18 protein-coding genes are annotated in these 20,037 nt (G+C 64.1%); 3 read left to right on the forward strand and 15 right to left on the reverse strand.

Annotated features, from left to right (window positions below; all coding sequences use genetic code 11):
- Window positions 1–14: 14 nt before the first annotated feature.
- The 12 genes from RI444_RS12385 to RI444_RS12440 form a co-directional block, all read right to left on the reverse strand.
- Complete coding sequence (locus tag RI444_RS12385) at window positions 15–536, reverse strand: tetratricopeptide repeat protein (RefSeq protein ID WP_021470604.1); 522 nt, start codon at window positions 534–536, stop codon at window positions 15–17.
- Complete coding sequence (gene aroB, locus RI444_RS12390) at window positions 533–1,624, reverse strand: 3-dehydroquinate synthase (RefSeq protein ID WP_062096928.1); 1,092 nt, start codon at window positions 1,622–1,624, stop codon at window positions 533–535. The genes RI444_RS12385 and aroB overlap by 4 nt, the downstream gene beginning before the upstream one ends.
- Complete coding sequence (locus RI444_RS12395) at window positions 1,621–2,130, reverse strand: shikimate kinase (protein ID WP_242703053.1); 510 nt, start codon at window positions 2,128–2,130, stop codon at window positions 1,621–1,623. Before RI444_RS12395 ends, aroB begins: the two co-directional genes overlap by 4 nt.
- 56 nt (window positions 2,131–2,186) lie before the next feature.
- Window positions 2,187–3,386, reverse strand: a complete 1,200-nt coding sequence (aroC, locus tag RI444_RS12400; RefSeq protein ID WP_207604564.1) for a chorismate synthase — start codon at window positions 3,384–3,386, stop codon at window positions 2,187–2,189.
- 26 nt (window positions 3,387–3,412) lie between these two features.
- A complete protein-coding gene (locus tag RI444_RS12405; RefSeq protein WP_062099208.1) occupies window positions 3,413–4,267 on the reverse strand; it encodes a shikimate dehydrogenase family protein in 855 nt (284 codons plus the stop codon).
- The gene (mltG, locus tag RI444_RS12410) at window positions 4,264–5,997 is read right to left on the reverse strand and encodes an endolytic transglycosylase MltG (protein WP_207604563.1); all 1,734 of its coding nucleotides are present in this window, start codon (window positions 5,995–5,997) and stop codon (window positions 4,264–4,266) included. Before mltG ends, RI444_RS12405 begins: the two co-directional genes overlap by 4 nt.
- Entirely contained in the window at window positions 5,994–6,584 is a 591-nt protein-coding gene (ruvX, locus tag RI444_RS12415; protein ID WP_207604562.1) for a Holliday junction resolvase RuvX, read from the reverse strand. Before ruvX ends, mltG begins: the two co-directional genes overlap by 4 nt.
- A 2-nt stretch (window positions 6,585–6,586) precedes the next feature.
- Window positions 6,587–9,265, reverse strand: a complete 2,679-nt coding sequence (alaS, locus tag RI444_RS12420; RefSeq protein WP_207604561.1) for an alanine--tRNA ligase — start codon at window positions 9,263–9,265, stop codon at window positions 6,587–6,589.
- Between the two features lie 113 nt (window positions 9,266–9,378).
- Window positions 9,379–9,591, reverse strand: a complete 213-nt coding sequence (locus tag RI444_RS12425; protein ID WP_021470612.1) for a hypothetical protein — start codon at window positions 9,589–9,591, stop codon at window positions 9,379–9,381.
- Window positions 9,592–9,658: 67 nt separating this feature from the next.
- Window positions 9,659–10,033 (reverse strand): DUF948 domain-containing protein, encoded by a 375-nt coding sequence (locus RI444_RS12430; RefSeq protein WP_021470613.1) that lies wholly within the window; start codon window positions 10,031–10,033, stop codon window positions 9,659–9,661.
- A gap of 172 nt (window positions 10,034–10,205) precedes the next feature.
- On the reverse strand, window positions 10,206–10,826 hold the full coding sequence (gene rpsD, locus RI444_RS12435) for a 30S ribosomal protein S4 (RefSeq protein WP_021470614.1): 621 nt from the start codon (window positions 10,824–10,826) through the stop codon (window positions 10,206–10,208).
- A gap of 213 nt (window positions 10,827–11,039) precedes the next feature.
- Window positions 11,040–12,539, reverse strand: coding sequence for a replication-associated recombination protein A (locus tag RI444_RS12440; RefSeq protein WP_179014201.1), 1,500 nt, complete (start codon window positions 12,537–12,539; stop codon window positions 11,040–11,042).
- Window positions 12,540–12,581: 42 nt separating this feature from the next.
- Between RI444_RS12440 and RI444_RS12445 the strand changes: the two genes are divergently transcribed.
- The gene (locus RI444_RS12445) at window positions 12,582–13,262 is read left to right on the forward strand and encodes an acVLRF1 family peptidyl-tRNA hydrolase (RefSeq protein WP_241650841.1); all 681 of its coding nucleotides are present in this window, start codon (window positions 12,582–12,584) and stop codon (window positions 13,260–13,262) included.
- A gap of 5 nt (window positions 13,263–13,267) precedes the next feature.
- Here RI444_RS12445 and RI444_RS12450 read toward each other — a convergent pair whose 3' ends face one another.
- From RI444_RS12450 to hisS, 3 genes are all read right to left on the reverse strand, one after another.
- On the reverse strand, window positions 13,268–13,984 hold the full coding sequence (locus RI444_RS12450) for a GNAT family N-acetyltransferase (protein WP_316963806.1): 717 nt from the start codon (window positions 13,982–13,984) through the stop codon (window positions 13,268–13,270).
- A gap of 232 nt (window positions 13,985–14,216) precedes the next feature.
- Complete coding sequence (aspS, locus tag RI444_RS12455) at window positions 14,217–16,010, reverse strand: aspartate--tRNA ligase (protein WP_021470618.1); 1,794 nt, start codon at window positions 16,008–16,010, stop codon at window positions 14,217–14,219.
- A 104-nt stretch (window positions 16,011–16,114) separates the two neighbouring features.
- Entirely contained in the window at window positions 16,115–17,461 is a 1,347-nt protein-coding gene (gene hisS / locus RI444_RS12460) for a histidine--tRNA ligase (RefSeq protein WP_207604560.1), read from the reverse strand.
- Between the two features lie 206 nt (window positions 17,462–17,667).
- Between hisS and RI444_RS12465 the strand changes: the two genes are divergently transcribed.
- Window positions 17,668–18,462 (forward strand): peptidylprolyl isomerase, encoded by a 795-nt coding sequence (locus RI444_RS12465; RefSeq protein WP_021470620.1) that lies wholly within the window; start codon window positions 17,668–17,670, stop codon window positions 18,460–18,462.
- Between the two features lie 65 nt (window positions 18,463–18,527).
- On the forward strand, window positions 18,528–20,018 hold the full coding sequence (locus RI444_RS12470) for a DUF349 domain-containing protein (RefSeq protein WP_207604559.1): 1,491 nt from the start codon (window positions 18,528–18,530) through the stop codon (window positions 20,016–20,018).
- Window positions 20,019–20,037: the final 19 nt, after the last annotated feature.

The following is a 20,037-nucleotide window of genomic DNA, read 5'->3' on the forward strand; positions in this document are numbered from 1 at the left end:
TTCCACAACGATACTTAGGAAGCGAGCTCCAGGACATTGCGTGCCCGTTGCAGGGCCACTGCCGAGGAGTAGATCAAGGCCGCGTCGGCGGACATTGCCACGCGGAGGTCGAGGGCCTTTGCAAAGGCTTCGGACGCGGCAAGCGCATTGCCGCTGACGAAGTACGCGCGCCCAAGGTACTGATGGACGACGGCCTCTTTTGAGCTGCCCTGCACTTCATGAAGCAACTGCTTGTACAGCTGGATCGCCCGGTCCATGCGGTTGGTGGCACGGTGGACCTCTGCCTCGAAAATTCGGAGACGGAACGACTCGGGATTCTTGTACCGGGCTTCTGCCAACAATTCGGCTGCTTCCTTGGGCTGGTTGTCCAGGAGCAAAGCCATGATGCGGTCCGCGGGGTCCACCGAGGCAGCCAGCGCCGTCTCCAGCGCATCCTCATTGACAACCACCGGCAACAACGTGTCCGGATTCATCCGTACCCCGGGGAATCCGGCAGTAGGCCAATCGCTGATGCCTTCAGCCAAAGTGGCGGTCATGATGCGATCTCCTGGTAGGCGGCGAAGAGCAGCGAAGTGTCCGGAACATCGAGGATGCCGGGCTTGGCGATGCCATCAAGGACAACGAAGCGGAGGAGGTCGCCGCGGGACTTCTTATCCCGGCGCATTCCGTCCAGGAGACCCTGCCAGCGGTCCCTGCGGTAGGTGATCGGCAGGCCAAGACTTTCCAGGATGGTGCGGTGGCGGTCAGCGTCGGCGTCTGAAAGGCGGCCAACGCTGCGCGACAGCTCTGCCGCGAACATCATGCCGACCGACACAGCTGCGCCGTGCCTCCAGGAGTACCGTTCCACAAGCTCGATCGCGTGGCCCAGGGTGTGGCCGTAGTTAAGGATCTCCCGGAGTCCGGATTCCTTCAGGTCCTGCGACACCACGTTGGCTTTGACCGCAATGGCACGCTCAATCAACTCACGGACCACCTCGGACCCGGGATCAGTGACGGCGTCCGTATTTTTCTCAAGGAGGTCAAGGATGGCGGGATCGGCAATGAACCCGCACTTGATGACCTCGGCCATGCCGGAAACAAGTTCGTTCCTAGGGAGGGTCTGGAGCGTATCCAGGTCAGCCAGGACGGCGGCAGGCGGGTGGAAGGAGCCCACGAGGTTCTTGCCTTCGGCGGTGTTGATTCCGGTCTTGCCGCCAACGGCTGCATCGACCATGCCCAACAGCGAGGTCGGCATGTGGATGACTTTGACACCCCGCAACCACGTAGCCGCTACGAAACCGGCGAGGTCCGTTACGGCTCCGCCGCCAACAGCCACGATCGCGTCGGAACGGGTGAAGTCGTTTTGTCCCAGCACCTGCCAGCAGAAGGCGGCAACCTGAATGTGCTTTCCCTCTTCTGCGTCGGGGATTTCGGCCGTCAGGGCGGTGAAGCCGGCAGACTCAAGTTCGTCCCGGACAGTGTCGCCGGTCAGCCTGAGGGCACGGGGGTGGATCACCAGGACCCGGCGAACCCGCTCCCCCAGCTTTTCGGGCAGCGTTTCCAACAGCCCGCGGCCCACCACGACGTCGTAGTTCTCCGACGCGGATTCTCCCGTGACCTTGATGACAGTTGCTTCGTTGCTCACTTCTCAGCTTCCTTTTCCAGGGCTGCGTGCTCGCGCAGCCGCTCCTCCAGCCGGAGGGCGAGTTCCGCTACGGATCCGGAACGAACATCCATGACGATATCTGCCAGGCGCTCATAGACGGGCTGCCTCGCGGCAAACAACGCTTCCCAACGGGACATTGCATCGCCTTGCAGCAGTGGCCTTGCCGTATTCCTGGCAATCCGGTCCGCAACTGTGGCAGCGTCACATTCCAGGTAGATAACAGTGCATTCTTCGAGCAACTGCTGAGTCCCGGAATCCAGGACGGCGCCACCACCCAAGGATATGACGGTTTGGCGCTGTTTGGCGGCTTCTATGGCCTTTGCCACAGTCCGGGCTTCGATTTCTCGGAAGGCATGCTCTCCCCGACCCGCGAAAATATCGGCAATGCTGCCATGGGCAGCAACCACCACCGCGTCGGTATCCACGTACGGTATGTCCAGCTGCTGCGCCAACTGCTGGCCGATGGCTGACTTCCCTACCGCCATTGGTCCGATGAGGACAAGTGGGCGCGCAAAAGTGCCGCCCGCCATGACGGGAGCCACTAGCGTCCGACCGAGTCCAAGGTTGCCGGGATGCTGTTCAGGTAGCCCTGGAGGTTGCGCGTGGTTTCCGCCACCGAGTCACCACCGAACTTTTCCATGACGGCTTCCGCGAGCACCAGGGCCACCATTGCTTCGGCTACGACGCCTGCAGCAGGCACGGCACAGACGTCAGAACGCTGGTGATGCGCCTTGGCCGGCTCGCCGGTGCTCACGTCGATGGTGCGCAGGGCACGAGGAACAGTCGCAATGGGCTTCATGGCCGCACGGACACGGAGTACCTCGCCGATGCTCATGCCACCTTCGATGCCACCTGCACGGTTCGTCCGGCGGACAATCTTGCCGTCTTCATCCTTGACGATCTCGTCGTGCGCGGCGGAGCCCCGCCGGGCAGCGGTGAGGAAACCATCGCCCACTTCGACGCCCTTGATGGCCTGGATGCCCATCAGGGCGGCAGCCAACCGGGAATCGAGGCGGCGGTCCCAATGGACGTAGCTGCCCAACCCCGGCGGAAGTCCGTAGGCCAGTACTTCGACGACACCGCCAAGGGTCTCGCCTTCCTTATGGGCTGCGTCCACCTCGGCCACCATGGCGTCCGACGTCTCACGATCAAAGCAACGCAACGGATCCGCATCCAAAGCAATGACATCGGACGGCGACGGCAACGGACGGCCTTCAGGAACGGACACACTGGCGATGGAGACTGTGTGGCTGACCAGTTCAATTCCCAGTTGCTTCAGGAACTGGGCGGCGACGGTTCCAAGGGCTACGCGCGTGGCCGTTTCCCGGGCACTGGCTCGTTCCAGGACCGGACGGGCCTCATCGAAGCCGTACTTCTGCATGCCGGTGAAGTCAGCATGCCCCGGACGGGGACGGGTCAGGGGCGCATTGCGTGCCAGGTCCGCCAGAAGCCCGGCGTCCACGGGGTCGGCCGACATGATCTGTTCCCATTTGGGCCATTCGGTATTGCCGACCTGGATGGCAACCGGACCGCCCTGGGTGATGCCGTGGCGGACACCGCCGACGATCGTTACTTCATCCTGCTCGAACTTCATGCGGGCACCGCGGCCGTAGCCAAGCCGACGGCGGGCCAAGGCGTCACGGATCTGCCCGCTGGTGAGCTCAACACCGGCCGGCACGCCTTCAACAATTCCGATCAGAGCCGGACCGTGGGATTCACCGGCTGTCAACCAACGCAACATATAACCAATCCTGCCATGTAAGGCCTCTAGAAGACTCGTCGGGGAAGTCCGACTGAGTCGCACATCACATCTATGACGGCGCTATCCACCGTGCAGCCGCTGAAAAGCCGGATCTGCTCTGCCGCCTGGTACATCAGCATCTCCAGGCCCGGGACCACGACTCCCCCATGCCGGTGCCATTGCTCGGCCAGCCGGCTGGGCCAGGGATCGTAGGCCACATCCAGCAACACCCCGCCCGAGGTTCCGGGCAGGGCGCCAAGTTCATCTGCCAGGCCATCCGCTGCCCGCGGCGGGAAGGTGGAAATCACCAGGTCCGAACCGGCTATGGCGGTTGCCGCCTGGACCAGCGGCCTGACGGACAAGCCGATTCCGACGGCGGCAGCAGCGGCTTCGGCGTCGCTGGCCCGGGAGACATCGCGGACAAAGACGTCAACGTGGTCGGCCCCCAACCCGCGGAGTGCCGCAATCGCGGCTGCAGAGGTTCCACCGCCGCCAAGCACCGCGCCATGTGGGCTCGTCGCGACGCCGGCGTACCTGACCGCCTCCACGATCCCCGCAACGTCGGTGTTGTACCCGACCCGCCGGACCGAGCCGCCGTCGTTCTCGAAAGCAACGGTGTTGAGGACGCCCAGGTGGGCTGCCGCTCCCCTGACCTCGTCAACTTCCCTGACCATTGCGGTCTTCAACGGCATGGTGACCGAAAGGCCGCACCATGACTCGTCCGCCCGGACCGATTCCATGAATACCGGAAGCATGTCCGCCGTCAGGTCTATTGCGGTGTAACCAATGTCCACGCCCAGCTTTGCGTAGGCCGCAGTATGCATCGCCGGGGATTTTGAATGTGAAATCGGATGCCCGAGGACTGCTGCCCGGCGGCTCACACGCACCGACCCGCGTTGGCCGCACACCATGCGTTGTACTGCTCAACGTAGGTGTTGTGCTCGGCCAGCGTCTTGGAGAACTTGGTCTCCTTGGTGTCCAGGTTGATGGTTACCCAGTAGAGGTAATCGTTGGGCGTGGGTTTGGCGGCCGCGTCGATGGCAGTCTTGCCCGGCGAACCGATCGGCCCGGCGGGCAGGCCCGTATTCGCATAGGTGTTGTACGTGTTGGACTTGTCCGCCTTCTCTTCCTCGGTGAGGTGGAAGGACTTCTTGCCCAGCCCATAAGTCACCGTGGCGTCCGACTGGATGAGGCCGTTCGTTTCCGTGTTATTGGGCTTCAGGCGGTTATAGATGGCGCCGGCGACGTTTCCGTAGTCCGCCTGGCCACCCTCGGCCTGGACGATGCTGGCGATCGTCACAACGTCATACTGCTTGGCGGGATCGGTGATTCCTTGGGCCTTGAGCTCATCCAACGTGGCAGTGACCAGCGCCTGGATGATGTCCTTGCCGGAGGTTCCCAAGGGGAATCGGTATTCACCGGGGGCCAGGAAGCCCTCAAGGTTCTTTGCCTTGGCAGGGAGCCCGAACTGGCTGGGCGCCTGGTTGAAACCGTTCAGCTGCTGAAGGGGAATTCCGGATCCCTTGGAAATGGCCTCGAGGGACTCGTTGATACGCAGGCCCGCGCTCAAAGCAAAGTAGATGACTTTGGAAGCGTCCTTGTTGGACAGGACCGCCACGGCGTCGGAATTCTTCATTTCGGTGCGGAAGGTGAACTCGCCCGGCGACAATTCGCCGCCTTCGCTGAGGAACGCTTTCACGAAGGTATCCGGGTCGGCAACCACGTTGTTCGCAGCGAGTTCCGCGGCCACCTGTTTGGGGCCGGCTCCCTCGGGAACGGTGATGGTGACGGAGCCGGTGCCCGGTCCGGGGTAGTCCGTCACCTTGTCCATACCCAGAAGCGGCTTGAGGAACTGCGCACCCACCACAATGGCGGTGACGAAGACAGCCAGCGTGATCAGCAGAGCCAGAACCCGGCGGCGGCGGCGGGCCTTGCGGGCAGCGGCCTTGGAAACGGGGGTTTCCACCGTGGTGATGAGCTCATGCGCGTGGTCATCATGGGCGTGCGCGTCATGATGGTCGTCGTGGTGCTCTGCGTAACCGTGGTGGACTGCGTCGTCGTGGTGGACTGCACCGTCGTGGTGCTCTGCGTAACCGTGGTGGACTGCGTCGTCGTGGTGGACTACGCCATCGTGGTGGGCAGCATCCGCAGGGTGGTCCGCGCCCTCGCGGGCCGCGCCATCGTGATGCACAGGACCATCGTGCACAGCGCCGTCCTGACCCGGGGCTGCTTCGGGAACCGCAGGAAGGCTCGTAGTGGCCGCACCATGGGCTTGGGTCTCGTCGTGCGCCTCGGGCTTGCGCCCCGGGGCTGCTGGAGCGACCTTCGGTGCGGCTGCCGGGGCGGGAGGCACCACGGGCTCGCGCTGGGGAGCCGGGGCCGCCTGGACATCCCGTCGTACAGCTGCGGCATTGGGGACCGCAGGTACAGGGCGGGGAAGGTCCGGCTCGTCCGCTGCCGGGGCACCGGCCGCTCCTGGAGTCGCTTCCGGAACGGGTAAGACGTTTTGGTTCTGCGTGGCGAGGAATCGCTCGCGTGCCCGCAGTTCTTTGCGGGTCAGCGGCATACTGCCGCCACCGGTGCTGGAGGGGTCGTTGTTGACCGGGCTCACAGTTGCAGTCCCCTCGTAGAAGAATCAGGTTGGCTGCCTGAGGAGGCCGGCAGTGTTGGGGCACCGCCTGATGCATCGGACTGCGACGGCGCCTGCACGCGGCGGCCAACGTCCGTTCCTCTGGCTTTTTGCATGTCGATCGCGTGCTGCAGGATTCCAGCAGCAGCAACCTGATCAACCACTTTACGGTGGTTCTTGCTGCTCATGCCAGCTTCATGCAGGTTGCGGTGCGCCGTCACGGTGGTCAAGCGCTCGTCGACCAGGTTGACCGGAACCCCCACACCCGCCTGGACCAACGCGTCCGCGAGCAGCTCGGCGTACTCCACAGCCATCTGAGCGGAGCCGCGCTCCTCGCCCTTCATGGTCCGTGGCAGGCCCACGAAAACCTGGACTGCCTCCTGCTCGATGACATGCTTCACCAGGACCCGTACATCCGAGTTCTTCTTGAGGTCACGGCTGAGGGTCTTGAGCGGGGAGGCAAGGATTCCATCGGGATCGCACACGGCAACCCCAACCCTGACGGTGCCGACGTCCACCCCCAGCTTGGTGCCGCGGGGATAGACGCCGGCATCGGTAGTGGAACTCACAATCAGCGCTTGGCTATCGCGTCAAACACGGCTGCAAGGGCATCGGAGACCTTTGCAGCGTCGGTGCCGCCGCCTTGGGCAACGTCGTCCTTGCCGCCGCCGCCACCACCGAGGATCCCGGCAGCGAGGCGAACCAGCGCACCGGCTTTGACACCGGCTTCGCGGGCTGCCTCATTGGTGGCAACGAGGATGATGGGACGATCGTTGCTCACGCCGGCCACGGCCACCGTTGAGGCTTCCGAACCCAGGCGGTTGCGAAGGTCAAGGGCCAGGTTGCGGAGGTCATCCGCGCCGCCGACCTGGCCGGCGTCGTGGGCAACCACGCGTACGCCTGCGGCGTCGCGGGCCGAACCCACCAAGTTGGCCGCTGCAGCCGCCAGCTGTTCCTTGCGGAGCCGGTCAAGTTCCTTCTCGGTCGCCTTCAACTTGTTCAGTGTGCTGGAGATACGGTCGGCCAGTTGTCCGGACGGTACCTTCAGCAGCTCGGTGAGCTCGGTGACGAGGGCGCGCTCGGCAGCCAGGTGCCGGAAGGCATCCAAGCCCACGAACGCCTCAACGCGGCGGTTTCCGGAACCGACAGACTGCTCGCCCAAGAGCGAGAGGCTGCCGATCAACGAGGTGTTGGAGACGTGGGTACCACCGCACAACTCGCGCGACCAGGCGCCGTCGATCTCCACAACCCTGACTTCGCTGCCGTAGTTCTCGCCGAACAGCGCCATGGCGCCCAGCGCTTTTGCTTCGGCAAGGCCCATGACCTTGGTGTCGACGCGGAAGTTATTGCGGATCGCGATGTTGGAAACTTCCTCAATCTCCGAGCGCGTGGCAGCGCTCAGCCCTTCGCCCCAGGCGAAGTCAAAGCGGAGGTAGCCGGCCTTGTTGAACGAACCGCGCTGGGTTGCTTCCGGCCCCAGGATCTGATGCAGGGCGGCGTGCACAATATGCGTTCCAGTGTGTGCCTGCTCAGCGGCGTGGCGGCGTTCACGGTCGACGGCGGCACGAACCACGGCGTCGCCGGCAATTTCACCTTCACGAACAATCGCCTTATGGACGCTCAGTCCCTTGACGGGACGCTGGACATCGAGGACCTCGACGACGAAGCCGTCGCCGGTGATCAGGCCCGTATCCGCAGCCTGCCCGCCGGCCTCGGCGTAGAACGGCGTTTCGTTGAGGACCAGCTCGATCTCGTCACCTGTGGAGGCATGGGCAACCCGCTGGCCGCCGCTGACAATGCCCCGGACCTTCGACTCACCTTCCAGTTCTTCGTACCCGGTGAAGACGGTTTCACCTTCACCCAGCATTTCCTGGTAAGCGCTGAGGTCGGCATGGCCGCCCTTCTTGCCTTTGGCATCTGCCTGGGCACGCTGGCGCTGCTCGAGCATGAGGGCGCGGAATCCGGCCTCATCAACCTTCAGGCCCGCTTCCTCGGCCATCTCCAAGGTCAGGTCGATCGGGAAGCCGTACGTGTCATGGAGGGTAAAGGCTTCGGCACCGGACAGCGGAACGCCGGCGGCCTTGGATTCCGCTACGGCATCTTCCAGCCGTGCGGTGCCTGAGGCGATGGTGCGGAGGAATGCCTTTTCTTCGGCGTAGGCGATGCGGCTGATCCGGGCGAAGTCCGTCTCGACCACAGGGTAGACGCCCTTCATGGCATCGCGGGAGACCGGGAGCAACTCGGGGAGGCAGGCGGACTCCACACCCAGCAGGCGCATGGCCCGGACGGCGCGGCGGATCAAACGACGAAGAACGTAGCCACGGCCTTCATTCGACGGGGCAACCCCGTCGGCAATGAGCATCAGGGCGGAACGGATGTGGTCTGCAACAACACGCATACGGACGTCGTCGGTGTGGTGCGGATCTTCATCGGTTTCGGCGGAAGTGTATTCCTTGCCGGAGAGTTCGGCTGCCTTGTCAATCACGGGCCGGACCTGGTCGGTCTCGTACATGTTCTCGACGCCCTGGAGGATCATCGCAAGACGCTCCATGCCCAGGCCGGTGTCGATGTTCTTGTTGGGCAGTTCGCCAACGATGTCGAAGTCCACCTTGGAGCGGACGTTCTCGATCTGGTACTGCATGAACACGAGGTTCCAGATCTCGATGTAACGGTTCTCGTCGGCAACAGGGCCGCCCTCGACACCGTAGTCCGGACCACGGTCGTAGTAGATTTCCGAGCAGGGACCTGCAGGACCGGGCTGGCCGGTGTGCCAGTAGTTATCCGACTTGCCCATCTTCTGGATGCGCTCGGCAGGGATCGCCGTGTTCTTGAGCCACAGCTCCTTGGCTTCGTCGTCTTCCTCGTAGACAGTCACCCAGAGGCGTTCGGCCGAAAGTCCGTAGCCGCCGTCGTCGACGCTCTTGGTGAGCAGCTCGAAAGCGAACTTGATGGCGTCTTCCTTGAAGTAGTCGCCGAAGGAGAAGTTGCCGCACATCTGGAAGAACGTGCCGTGGCGGGCGGTCTTGCCGACTTCTTCGATGTCGCCTGTGCGGATGCACTTCTGGACACTGGTTGCCCGGCTGTAGGGCGGCTCTTCGCGCGCGGTGAGGTAAGGGATGAACGGCACCATTCCGGCCACAGTGAAGAGAAGTGACGGGTCGCTGGAAACGAGCGACGCGGAGGGAACGGCTGTGTGACCCTTGCTGACAAAAAAGTCCACCCAGCGCTTGGTGATCTCCTGCGACTTCATTGGCTGATTACTTACCCTTCTCAATTCACTGCACATGTTGTGCGCGGTTCCGGCCGGTGCCGTTCCGCAGCTATCCATTCTGCCCTGTTGCGGGCCCGCGTGCGAACCTGCCGCTACCGCTTGCCGGAGTCCGGGGCGTCGATCCCCAGGGCCGACCTCAGGTCCGCCTCCCGTTCGTGCATGCCTGCACGGACAGCATCGGCGAAATCGAACAAGCCATCTGCCAGGCGTCCGACTGCCCGGTTCAGCCCGTCAGGACCGATGTTCGCCTGCGCTTCGGTGACCTTCCGGAAGGCAATGACACCGATGGCAACGCCGATTCCCATCCAAACAATTCTCTTCACGACGTGTCTCCCTTGAGTATTCAGGCTGCAGTCAAGCGGCCGTGCGGATTCAGCGGCTGCGGCGGCCGGAGGACGTTGTGCGCTTGGATGCGAGAGCAGAGCGCACGCCATAACTGAAAGCGGCTACCTTGATCAGCGGAGAACCCACAGTGGCCGCAACCAGCGACGACAAGGCAGAGATGTTCGCGGAGGCGTCCGAGACGTTCGACGCGATGCCATCAACCTTCTTCAGTTGCTGGTTGGTGGTGGAAACGGTCGCTGTCACCTCGTCCATGAGGGGTGTCGCGCCGTCGCTGATGGAACGGATGGACGTACGGACTTCGTCAAAGACGCCGCCCAGCTTCAGGATAGGCACTGCCAGCAACAGAACCAGGAGCGCAAAAACCCCTGCTGCAATAAGGCCGGCGATGTCGCCACCAGACATAGAACTCATCTCCTAGGGTCGTTGCACTGCCTCAACCCGCCTTCGCGGCGGCCAAGGCCTCCCCCAGTACATTACAGACAAAGGAAGCCTCGCCTCACCTGCGAAGCATGGGGTTCAAAGACAAAGAAGCCCGCGGCTTGGCCACGGGCTTCTTTGGATACGCTGCTGAAATTTAGCGTGCGTAGAATTCGACGACGAGCTGCTCTTCGCAGATCACGGGGACCTCAGAGCGCTTCGGGCGGCGAACCAGGCGTGCCTGCAGGGCGTCGATCTTGACGTCCAGGTACGGCGGGGTGGTGGCCAGGACGTGGGCACCGGCAGCTGCTGCCTGGAACGGAGCCATGACCTCGGAGCGGCTGTGGACGTGGATGAGCTGGCCTTCGCCGACGCGGAAGGACGGGCGGTCAACGCGGACGCCGTCAACCAGGATGTGGCGGTGCACAACCAGCTGGCGGGCCTGTGCGATGGTGCGGGCGAAACCTGCACGGAGCACGAGGGCGTCGAGGCGCATTTCCAGCAGCTCAACGAGGTTTTCACCGGTCAGGCCCTTGGTGCGGCGTGCTTCTTCGAAGGCACGGGTCATCTGGGCTTCACGGATGCCGTACTGGGCGCGCAGGCGCTGCTTTTCGCGCAGACGAACGGCGTAGTCGGAATCCTGCTTCTTGCGGGCACGGCCATGCTCACCGGGGCCGTACGGGCGGCGCTCCATGTACTTGGCGGCCTTGGGGGTCAGAGCGATGCCGAGTGCACGCGAAAGGCGTGCGGTACGGCGAGCACGAGTGTTGTTAGCCACTTGTGTCCTTCCAAATTACTGCGGTGTGTTGGTGTTACTGGCCTCCATCAGGGAGAGCATCGGCCAACCGCTGCCACTTGCTACTGGCCCACGGCACAGCACCATCGAAGAAATCTTCAGGGATTTGTGCGTCGGGTCATGCCAGACAAAGAAATATCCTACCACGCAGCGCCTACCCCGCAGGAACCCGGAGCCGGCGCCGGGCCTTGGGGGTTATTGCCCCCGCACTATCCGGCGCAAGCGTTCCAGCCTCGCGGCGATGTCCCGCTCAGCCCCGTTGGCCGTGGGCTGGTAGTAGTCCTTGCCGACGAGGTCGTCCGGCGGGTACTGCTGCGTTGCCACGCCGTGCGGCTCATCATGGGCGTACTTGTAGCTCTTGCCATGGCCGAGTTGCTTGGCGCCCGGGTAGTGGGCATCCCGCAAATGCATGGGGATGCTTCCACCGTATCCTGCCCGGACATCGGCTATGGCCTTGTTGATGCCCATATACGCCGCATTGGATTTGGGCGCGGTTGCCAGGTGGACCACCGCTTCGGCCAGGATGATCCGGCCCTCCGGCATGCCGATCAACTGAACCGCCTGGGCTGCTGCCACAGCCGTCTGCAGCGCGGTGGGATCCGCCATGCCGATGTCTTCCGCTGCCGAGATCACAATGCGGCGCGCCACGAAGCGCGGGTCCTCCCCCGCTTCGAGCATGCGGGCCAGGTAATGCAGCGAAGCATCGACGTCCGAGCCCCGGATGGACTTGATGAATGCGCTGGCGACGTCATAGTGCTGGTCACCGGCACGGTCATAACGGACCGCTGCGGCGTCAAGGGCCCGCTCCGTGTGGCGCAGTTCCACCAGCACGGGAGCATCCGGTGCGCCGTCGCCGGCGAGGCCGGGTTCGCCCTCGCCGGGTTCGCCGACCCCACGTTCGCCGTCGTCGGTGGCGGACATCTCAGGCCCGACGGCGTCAGCGTCACCGAACGCTACTCCCGCGGCCGCCTCCAAAGCGGTCAGGGCCCTGCGGGCGTCGCCGCCGGACAGACGGACCAAATGCTCCAGGGCTTCTTCGCTGAGTTCCACGCGGCCTGCAAGTCCGCGGGCGTCCGCGACTGCACGCTGCAGCAAACCTGAAATGTCGTCATCCGTCAGGGGTTTCAGGGTCAGAAGGAGCGACCGGGAGAGAAGCGGCGAGACAACCGAAAATGACGGGTTCTCCGTAGTGGCGGCCACGAGGACTACCCAGCGGTTCTCAACGCCGGGCAACAAGGCGTCCTGCTGCGCTTTGTTGAACCGGTGTATTTCGTCAAGGAACAGGACGGTCGTCTTCTTGTAGAGGTCCCTTGCGGTCAAAGCCTCGTCCATCACGCGCCGGACGTCCTTGACGCCGGCAGTGATCGCGGACAGCTCAACGAATTTCCGCCCGGGCCCCCTGGCGATCACGTGCGCCAAGGTGGTCTTACCTGTTCCGGGAGGTCCCCACAAGATGACCGAACTGGGGCCGGCGGGACCTGAGGCCTCGGCTCCGGCCGCCAACTGCCGCAGCGGCGATCCGTGACCCAGCAAATGTTGCTGGCCCACGACGTCGTCCAAGGTCCGCGGCCGCATCCGCACGGCAAGGGGGCTACGCTGCGAAGCCATCCAGCCGGCGTCAGTGAGAGGTCCCGCGGCGGCGGAGTCCTCTGACTCGTCATCACTGGCAGCGCCGGAACCAAAGAGATCTTCCACATGGATAGGCTACTCATAGTTCCAATAAAGGAGACATTTCGCGTGGAGCCCCAAACCCCCGGCCCGCAACGCAGGGATTCCCAAACCACCATCCGGACCGCCCTGGTACCCGCATCCCGACTCCACGGTTGGGTGGAACGCTTTTCCGCCAGCCACGGCCAGGTGGAGGAAGATTTCGACGACGACGGCCTCCTTCTGCGCGCAGCCGATGGAGCCGAGGCGTTGCTCAGGGCCCCGTGGCCGGTGGACGGACGCCCGGGCCGCGGCGCCACGGACCTCGATCGGCTGGCGGCTTTGGCCAGCCAGGAACGCGGGCTCGGGATTGTGCTTATCCGGCGGGGCGGTTTCGCCGTCGCCGCGGCATCGGGGTCACGGATCCTCGCGTCAAAAAGCGGTAACCGCTATGTGCAGTCACGCACGTCTGCCGGCGGACAGTCCCAGCAACGCTTTGCCCGTCGCCGGTCCAACCAGGCAGATGCCCTGGTTGAAGCGGCAGCACTCCACATCGGCGCGATCTTCGCAGCCCACCGCATCGAATACATCGTCCCGGGGGGCGACAAGACCCTGGTGGACCAGGTCCTGAATCAAGGGCCGGCCAAGCCATTCGCCACCAGGACGCGCCTTGCCCTGCTGGACGTGCAGGAACCCAAGACCGCTGTTCTGGCGAAGGCGGCCACCGATGCCTGCTCGATACGGATCACCGTAACTGATCCCCCGCGTTAGCCCACTCAGCAACCGCCGGGAGCGCGCCGCAAGGGTGCCTGACGGTAAAGATAGCTGCCTTGCCGGAGAAAGCCCGCCGTTTCGTAGAGGCGCCTGGCGCCTGCATTTACCGACGTCACCAGGAGCCAAAACCCGTCCAGGCCCAGCCGGGTCCCCTCCTCGAGCAAAGCGGCAAGCACTAGGGAGCCAAAACCTTGCCTGCGCCGGCCCGCCGCCGTGGCCATGCAGTAGATACCGCCCCGACCGCCAACCAAGGCAAGGCGTCCGACGGCGGCCGGGTTGCCGTCGTCGTCCCTCGCCAAAGCGTAAATGGACGGGCAACCGGAAAGGATTTCCCGGGCAACGGCGAGTTCCCGTTCCCCGCCCCGGCCATCCACGGCCCACCACAGCCGAAGCCAATCCTCCGTCGGTACCCCGGACAACTCTACGCCGGGCCGGGCCGGACCTTGCTGGGCCGGACTTTGCGGCACCGGGGCCAAGGGCTCCGCACCCCGGACCATGATCAGCGTTTCCGATTGCCGCGTAAACCGCTGCGTATCCAGGACGTCGTGAAGGGCTTCGCTGCGGGCGTCATCGAAGGTCTGGAGGATCAACGGGAGCTTTCGCCGCCGATACCAGTCGGCGGCGCTGCGGAGCGCGTCCGCGACCTCCCCGGTATGGGCGACTGCACCGCGGGGCCACACGGAGTTGGCCCGCTGGGTCACCCCTTCCGATGCCCGCAAGATCCACGGCCCTGCTTAGGCATGTTCCAAAGCCGGCCACGCCGCATCCATGAGTTCTTCCAGGGACTCCTGGTCTATTGGCTCTCCGGCCTTGAGCATGGTGGCTCGCTCTTCCTGGTTACTGTCTGTCTGGTGGGGTCCGCCTGGTTACGGTCTGCCTGATGAGGGTGGCGGAAATGCCGCAGGCCCCCTGCACGTGACAGGGGGCCTGCGGAGTCGTCCGGGCTTTTGCTTACTCGGACGGGGTAGCCGGCTTGGAAACGGGCTTGGCTTCGGGCTTGAAGTCCACGCCGGCTTCCTTGCGCTGCTGCGGGGTGATCGGTGCCGGAGCCGCCGTCAGGGGGTCGAAGCCGTTGCCGGTCTTGGGGAAGGCGATGACGTCGCGGATCGACTCCACGCCAGCCAGCAAGGCCACGACGCGGTCCCAGCCGAAGGCGATTCCACCATGCGGAGGCGCTCCGTACTTGAAGCCTTCCAGCAGGAAGCCGAACTTGGTTTCAGCGTCTTCCTTGTCCAGTCCCATGAGCTGGAAGACCCTCTCCTGGACTTCACGCTCGTGGATACGGATGGAACCGCCGCCGATCTCGTTGCCGTTGCACACGATGTCGTATGCGTAGGACAAGGCCGACTCGGGGTCCTTATCGAAGGTCTCCAGGAACTCCGGCTTCGGCGAGGTAAAGGCGTGGTGGACCGCAGTCCACTGACCGGCTCCCACGGCTACATCACCGGAAGCGACAGCGGCCGCGGCGGGTTCGAACATCGGAGCGTCCACGATCCACACGAAAGCCCAATCGTTCGGATCGATCAGGCCGGTGCGGTGACCGATCTCCACGCGCGCGGCACCCAGCAGCGACCGTGAAGCGCCCTTCTCGCCGGCAGCGAAGAAGATGCAGTCGCCGGGCTTGGCACCGACGGCGTCCGCCAGTCCGGCGCGTTCCTGCTCCGTGAGGTTCTTGGCGACGGGACCTGCAAGCTCACCGTCTTCCTTGTACAGGACGTAGGCCAGTCCCTTGGCGCCGCGCTGCTTGGCCCATTCCTGCCAGGCGTCCAGGGCACGGCGGGCCTGGGAAGCACCGCCGGGCATGACCACGGCGCCAACGTAAGGGGCCTTGAACACGCCGAAGTTGGTGTCCTTGAAGAACTCGGTCAGCTCTGTCAGCTCCAGGCCGAAACGAAGGTCCGGCTTGTCGGAGCCGTACTTGGCCATGGCGTCCAGATAGGTCATGCGGCGGATGGGCGTGGGAACCTCGACGTCGATCAGCTGCCACAGCGACTTAACGATCGCTTCGCCCAGGGCAATGATGTCGTCCTGGTCGACGAAGCTGGCTTCGATGTCCAGCTGCGTGAACTCAGGCTGACGGTCGGCACGGAAATCTTCATCGCGGTAGCAACGCGCGATCTGGTAGTACTTCTCGAAACCGCCGACCTGGAGGAGCTGCTTGAACAGCTGCGGGGACTGCGGCAGCGCGTACCAGGATCCGGGAGCCAGGCGGGCCGGCACCACGAAGTCGCGCGCACCTTCAGGGGTCGAACGCGTCAGTGTGGGCGTCTCGATTTCAACGTAGCCCTGTTCGTGGAGGATTCCGCGGGCCACGCGGTTGGCCTCGGAACGCAGCCGCAGGTTGCGGGCGGGACCGGGACGGCGGAGGTCCAGGTAACGGTGCTTCAGGCGGGCTTCTTCACCGACCTCCACGTGCTCGTCAATCTGGAACGGCAAGGGATCGGAGGTGTTAAGAATCACCACCTTGTCCGCGATGACTTCGATCTCTCCCGTGGCCAGCGCAGGGTTCTCATTGCCCTCCGGACGCTTGCTGACGGTACCCGTCACCTGCAGGACGTATTCGTTCCGGAGCCCGTGGAACACTTCTTCCTCGCGGACAACCACCTGGGCCACGCCGGACGCGTCACGGAGGTCGACGAATGCAACACCACCGTGATCACGGCGGCGGCCCACCCAGCCGGCCAGGGTAACGGTTTGTCCAATGTGCTCGGAACGAAGTGATCCGAGGTCATGTGTGCGCAGCACAGCATTCCTTTCGCATGAATTTTTGATGGATGTCCGCAAAGACAATCCCGTCCGAGTTTACCCGCCCCCGGCAGCGCTGCTCCCTGAGGGACGTCAGAGGGAAATCAGGCGGTAACCACCCGAACGTACAAATCTTCTTCCGACGGCGTCCAGGTCGCAGGGTCCGCGTCCACCTGCTCGCCCGAACGGATGTCCTTGACTTGGTGCTTGCCGTCGTCGTCGGTGAACCACACAAAGGGAATGCCGCGGCGGTCGGCAAACTTGATTTGCTTTCCGAATTTCTCTGCCTTGGCAGCCACCTCGGTGGCGATGCCGCGGCTGCGCAGCTGGGCTGCCACATCCTGGGCAGCGGACCAGCTGTCATCGTGGTTCAGAGCCACCAGGACTGCCGTGGGCACCGATCGCGAGGCCGTGGCCAGCTCCTGGCTCAGGATCCGGGAGACGAGGCGGGTAACACCAATGGAGAGTCCGACGCCGGGGAACTTCCGGTTGCCTTTGCTGGCGAGGGCATCGTACCGGCCGCCCGAACAGATGGACCCCAGCTGCTCGTGTCCTACAAGGACCGTCTCCACTACTGTCCCGGTGTAGTAATCCAGCCCGCGGGCAATGCTGAGGTCCGCCGCGACCTTCCCGGGAGCGCGCTGAATCGCCGCTTCGATCACTTGCTCCAGCTCATTGAGGCCCTCATCGAGCAGCTCATCCTTGACGCCCAATGCGCGTACCTGCTTGACGAACGAGGTGTCCTCGGTCCGGATGGTGGCGAGTTGCAGGGCGAGGCCGGCTTGTTCGTCCGTGGCGCCGAGCTCGCTCTTGAGCAACCCGGCCACCTTCCCGGCCCCGATTTTCTCGAGCTTGTCGATGCTTCGCAGGACACCGGCAGTATCCGTCAATCCGATGCCGCGGTAGAAACCTTCGGCCAGCTTCCGGTTGTTGATCCGCAGCCGGAAATCCGGGATGGGCAGGGCGCTCAGCGCCTCTGCGATCACCAGTGCGATTTCGACGTCGTAACGGAACGGCAGCTCGCCGTCTCCCACGACGTCGATGTCGGCCTGGGTGAACTCACGGGCACGGCCTTCCTGCGGCCGTTCCCCCCGCCAGACTTTTTGGATCTGGTAACGGCGGAACGGGAACGCCAGGTAGCCGGCGTTCTCCACCACGTAGCGCGCAAAGGGAACGGTCAGGTCAAAGTGCAGCGCCAAGGCGTTCGGATCAGTCTTGCCTGTTTTTGCAGTCTCTTCGTCGTCGTCCTGCAGGCGGCTCAGGCCGTAGACTTCCTTGTCGATCTCTCCCTTGCGCAGCAGCTGCCCCACCGTCTCCACCGCACGGGTCTCAATGGAGGAGAACCCGTGCAGTTCGAAGGTCTTGCGCAGCGTATCGAGCACATGCAACTCCACCAACCGTTCCTGGGGAAGCCACTCGGGGAATCCGGACAGGGAGGCGGTACGTGCCATGGTGGAAGAGTCTCCTCGAAGAAGGCTGACCGCGGGAAGCCCGCGCCACTGCAATTAAGATGCATTCAGCGTTTATTGGGCAGGAGTCCGGACGGTCATGCATAAACTATGTGCGGCAGCCAGTTTATGCTCTCCCCGCGCGCAGTTCTAATGCAGCACGCCCGGGTGCATGACTGCCGTTGACGTGGACACCATCAGGAGGACTCTTGGCAACAAGATCGCGGGACGACCGCGAAGCCCGGCGACGCATCCGGCAAATGGAGGCCAAGCGTGCCCTGCGGCAGCAACAGACCAAAAGGCGCAGGCGGGACAACATCGTGGCGGTGGGCGCCGGAGCCTCGGCTTTGGTCCTGGCGGCGGTGCTCCAATTAACGGTCTTCAGTTCCAACCCCACCGAGGCAGAGTACGCCGCGGCCCAGGCCGGGCTCAGTTCGCCGTCCGCGTCACCGCAGGCATCCAACAGCGCCGACGTTCCGGCTGCGGACACTGCTGCGGGCAAGACCTTCACAGGCGAGCTTGCCCTGAACGGCGGCGTACTTGGTGTCCGGATTGACGGAACAACCGCCCCGCAGGCCGCGGCCGTCATCAAATCCCTGAGCGACTCGGGCTACTACGACGGCACCTTCTGCCACCGGCTGACAACCTCCGAAACCTTCGGCCTGCTGCAATGCGGCGCCAAGTCGGAAGACGGAGCGGACGACGCAAACTACAGATGGGGTCCGCTGGAAAACACCCCGTCAAACAACACGTATCCTGCCGGAACCATTGCTGTAGCCCGAACCGGCAACAACGCTTACGGGAACGGGCACCAGTTCTTCATCGTCTACAAGGACACAACCATCCCGGCAGACTCGGCCGGGGGCTACACGGTGGTCGGCCAGGTCACCAGCGGCCTGGATGTCGTGTCCAAGATCGCTGCGGCGGGGCTGAAGGCAGATGCCACCAACAACGACGGCGCCCCTGTGGCACCTGTCACGATAGACTCGTTTTCACTGAAGTAACCAACTCCAGGCCCCGCCTGGGGTGCATTACCTGAGCAGTCCCTCCAAGCGAAAGACTTTTAGCGGTGACAGACAGTCAGAAATCCGACGAAACAGCAGCAGTAAGCAACCAGGAAGCCGTCGAGGCTGCCGAGCCAAAGGCCGGCGAAACCGCCGCCCCGGAGGCGGCACCCGCCGTCGAACCTTCCCCGGCAGCTGAACAGCCTGCTGCGCCCCGTCCTGCCCCGTCCCCCGCGGCTTTCGCTGCCCGCCCCAAGGCGCCCGCCGCCGTCGTGCCCGCCGCTCCTGCGGTTTCCGCGGCGTCCTTGGCTGAAGCGGCCAAATGGGGGCGCGCGGAAGGGGACGGCCACGTCTTCCTGACGCTGGACGGCGAGGAAATTCCCGTGGGCCAGTACCCGGGCGTCAGCCCCGACGAGGCCTTGGGCTACTTCGCCAGGAAGTTCGACGACGTCATTGCCCAGGTAGTCCTGCTGGAACACCGGGTGGCATCAAAGGCCCCGGCCACGGACATGCAGAAAACCGTCACGCACCTGCGTGAGCAGCTGGCCGAACGCAACATGGTTGGTGACATCCGCTCCGCCGAGGCCCGTTTGGACACCCTCTCAGCGCAGATCGTTGAACTCGAACAGTCTGAGAAGGCCGCCCACGAGGCAGTGCGGGCCAACGAGCTCGCTGCACGCGAGGCGATTGTTGCAGAGGCCGAAGCGATTGCGGGGCAGGATCCGGCCCAGATCCAATGGAAGACCTCCAGCGCACGCATGAACGAGTTGTTCGAGTCGTGGAAGACCGCACAAAAGAGCGGCGTCCGGCTCGGCCGTAGCAATGAGGATGCGCTCTGGAAGCGGTTCCGTTCCGCGCGCACGGTCTTCGACCGTCACCGTCGGGCCTACTTCTCCCAGCTGGACAGCAACAACTCCGCCGCCAAGGCCGCGAAGGAGGCCTTGATTGCCGAGGCCGAAGCACTGTCTTCCTCAACTGACTGGGGCTATGCCGCAGGCGAGTACCGCCGGCTCATGGACCAGTGGAAGGCGACGCCTCGGGCAAGCCGCAAGGACGACGACGCTCTCTGGGCCCGTTTCCGCGCGGCGCAGGATGTTTTCTTCAGCAACCGGCAGGCCGCCAACGAGCAAATCGACCAGGAGTACACCGCCAACCTCGCCGTCAAGGAACAGCTTGTTGCCGAGGCCCAGGCCCTCCTTCCCATCAATGACCTCAACCTGGCCAAGAAGGCGCTCCAGTCCATCCGTGACCGTTGGGAGGAGGCCGGCAAGGTTCCGCGCGCCGACATGGGCCGCATCGAAGCCGGACTCCGCAAGGTTGAAGATGCCGTGCGTGAAGCCGAAGAGGAAAAGTGGCGCCGCAGCAATCCTGAAACGAAGGCGCGCACCAACAGCGCCCTGAGCCAACTGGAGTCGGCCATCGCCAACCTGAAGGACGATCTGGAAAAGGCAGAAATAGCCGGAGACCAGCGTCGCATCAAGGAAGCGCGGGAAGCCCTTGACGCCCGTCAGTCCTGGCTGGACCAGATCCAGCGGTCCGCGAGCGACCTCGCGTAGGCAGACTTACCGCGTGGCT

The organism is Paenarthrobacter sp. AT5, assembly GCF_032764245.1.
Lineage (GTDB): Bacteria > Actinomycetota > Actinomycetes > Actinomycetales > Micrococcaceae > Arthrobacter > Arthrobacter ureafaciens.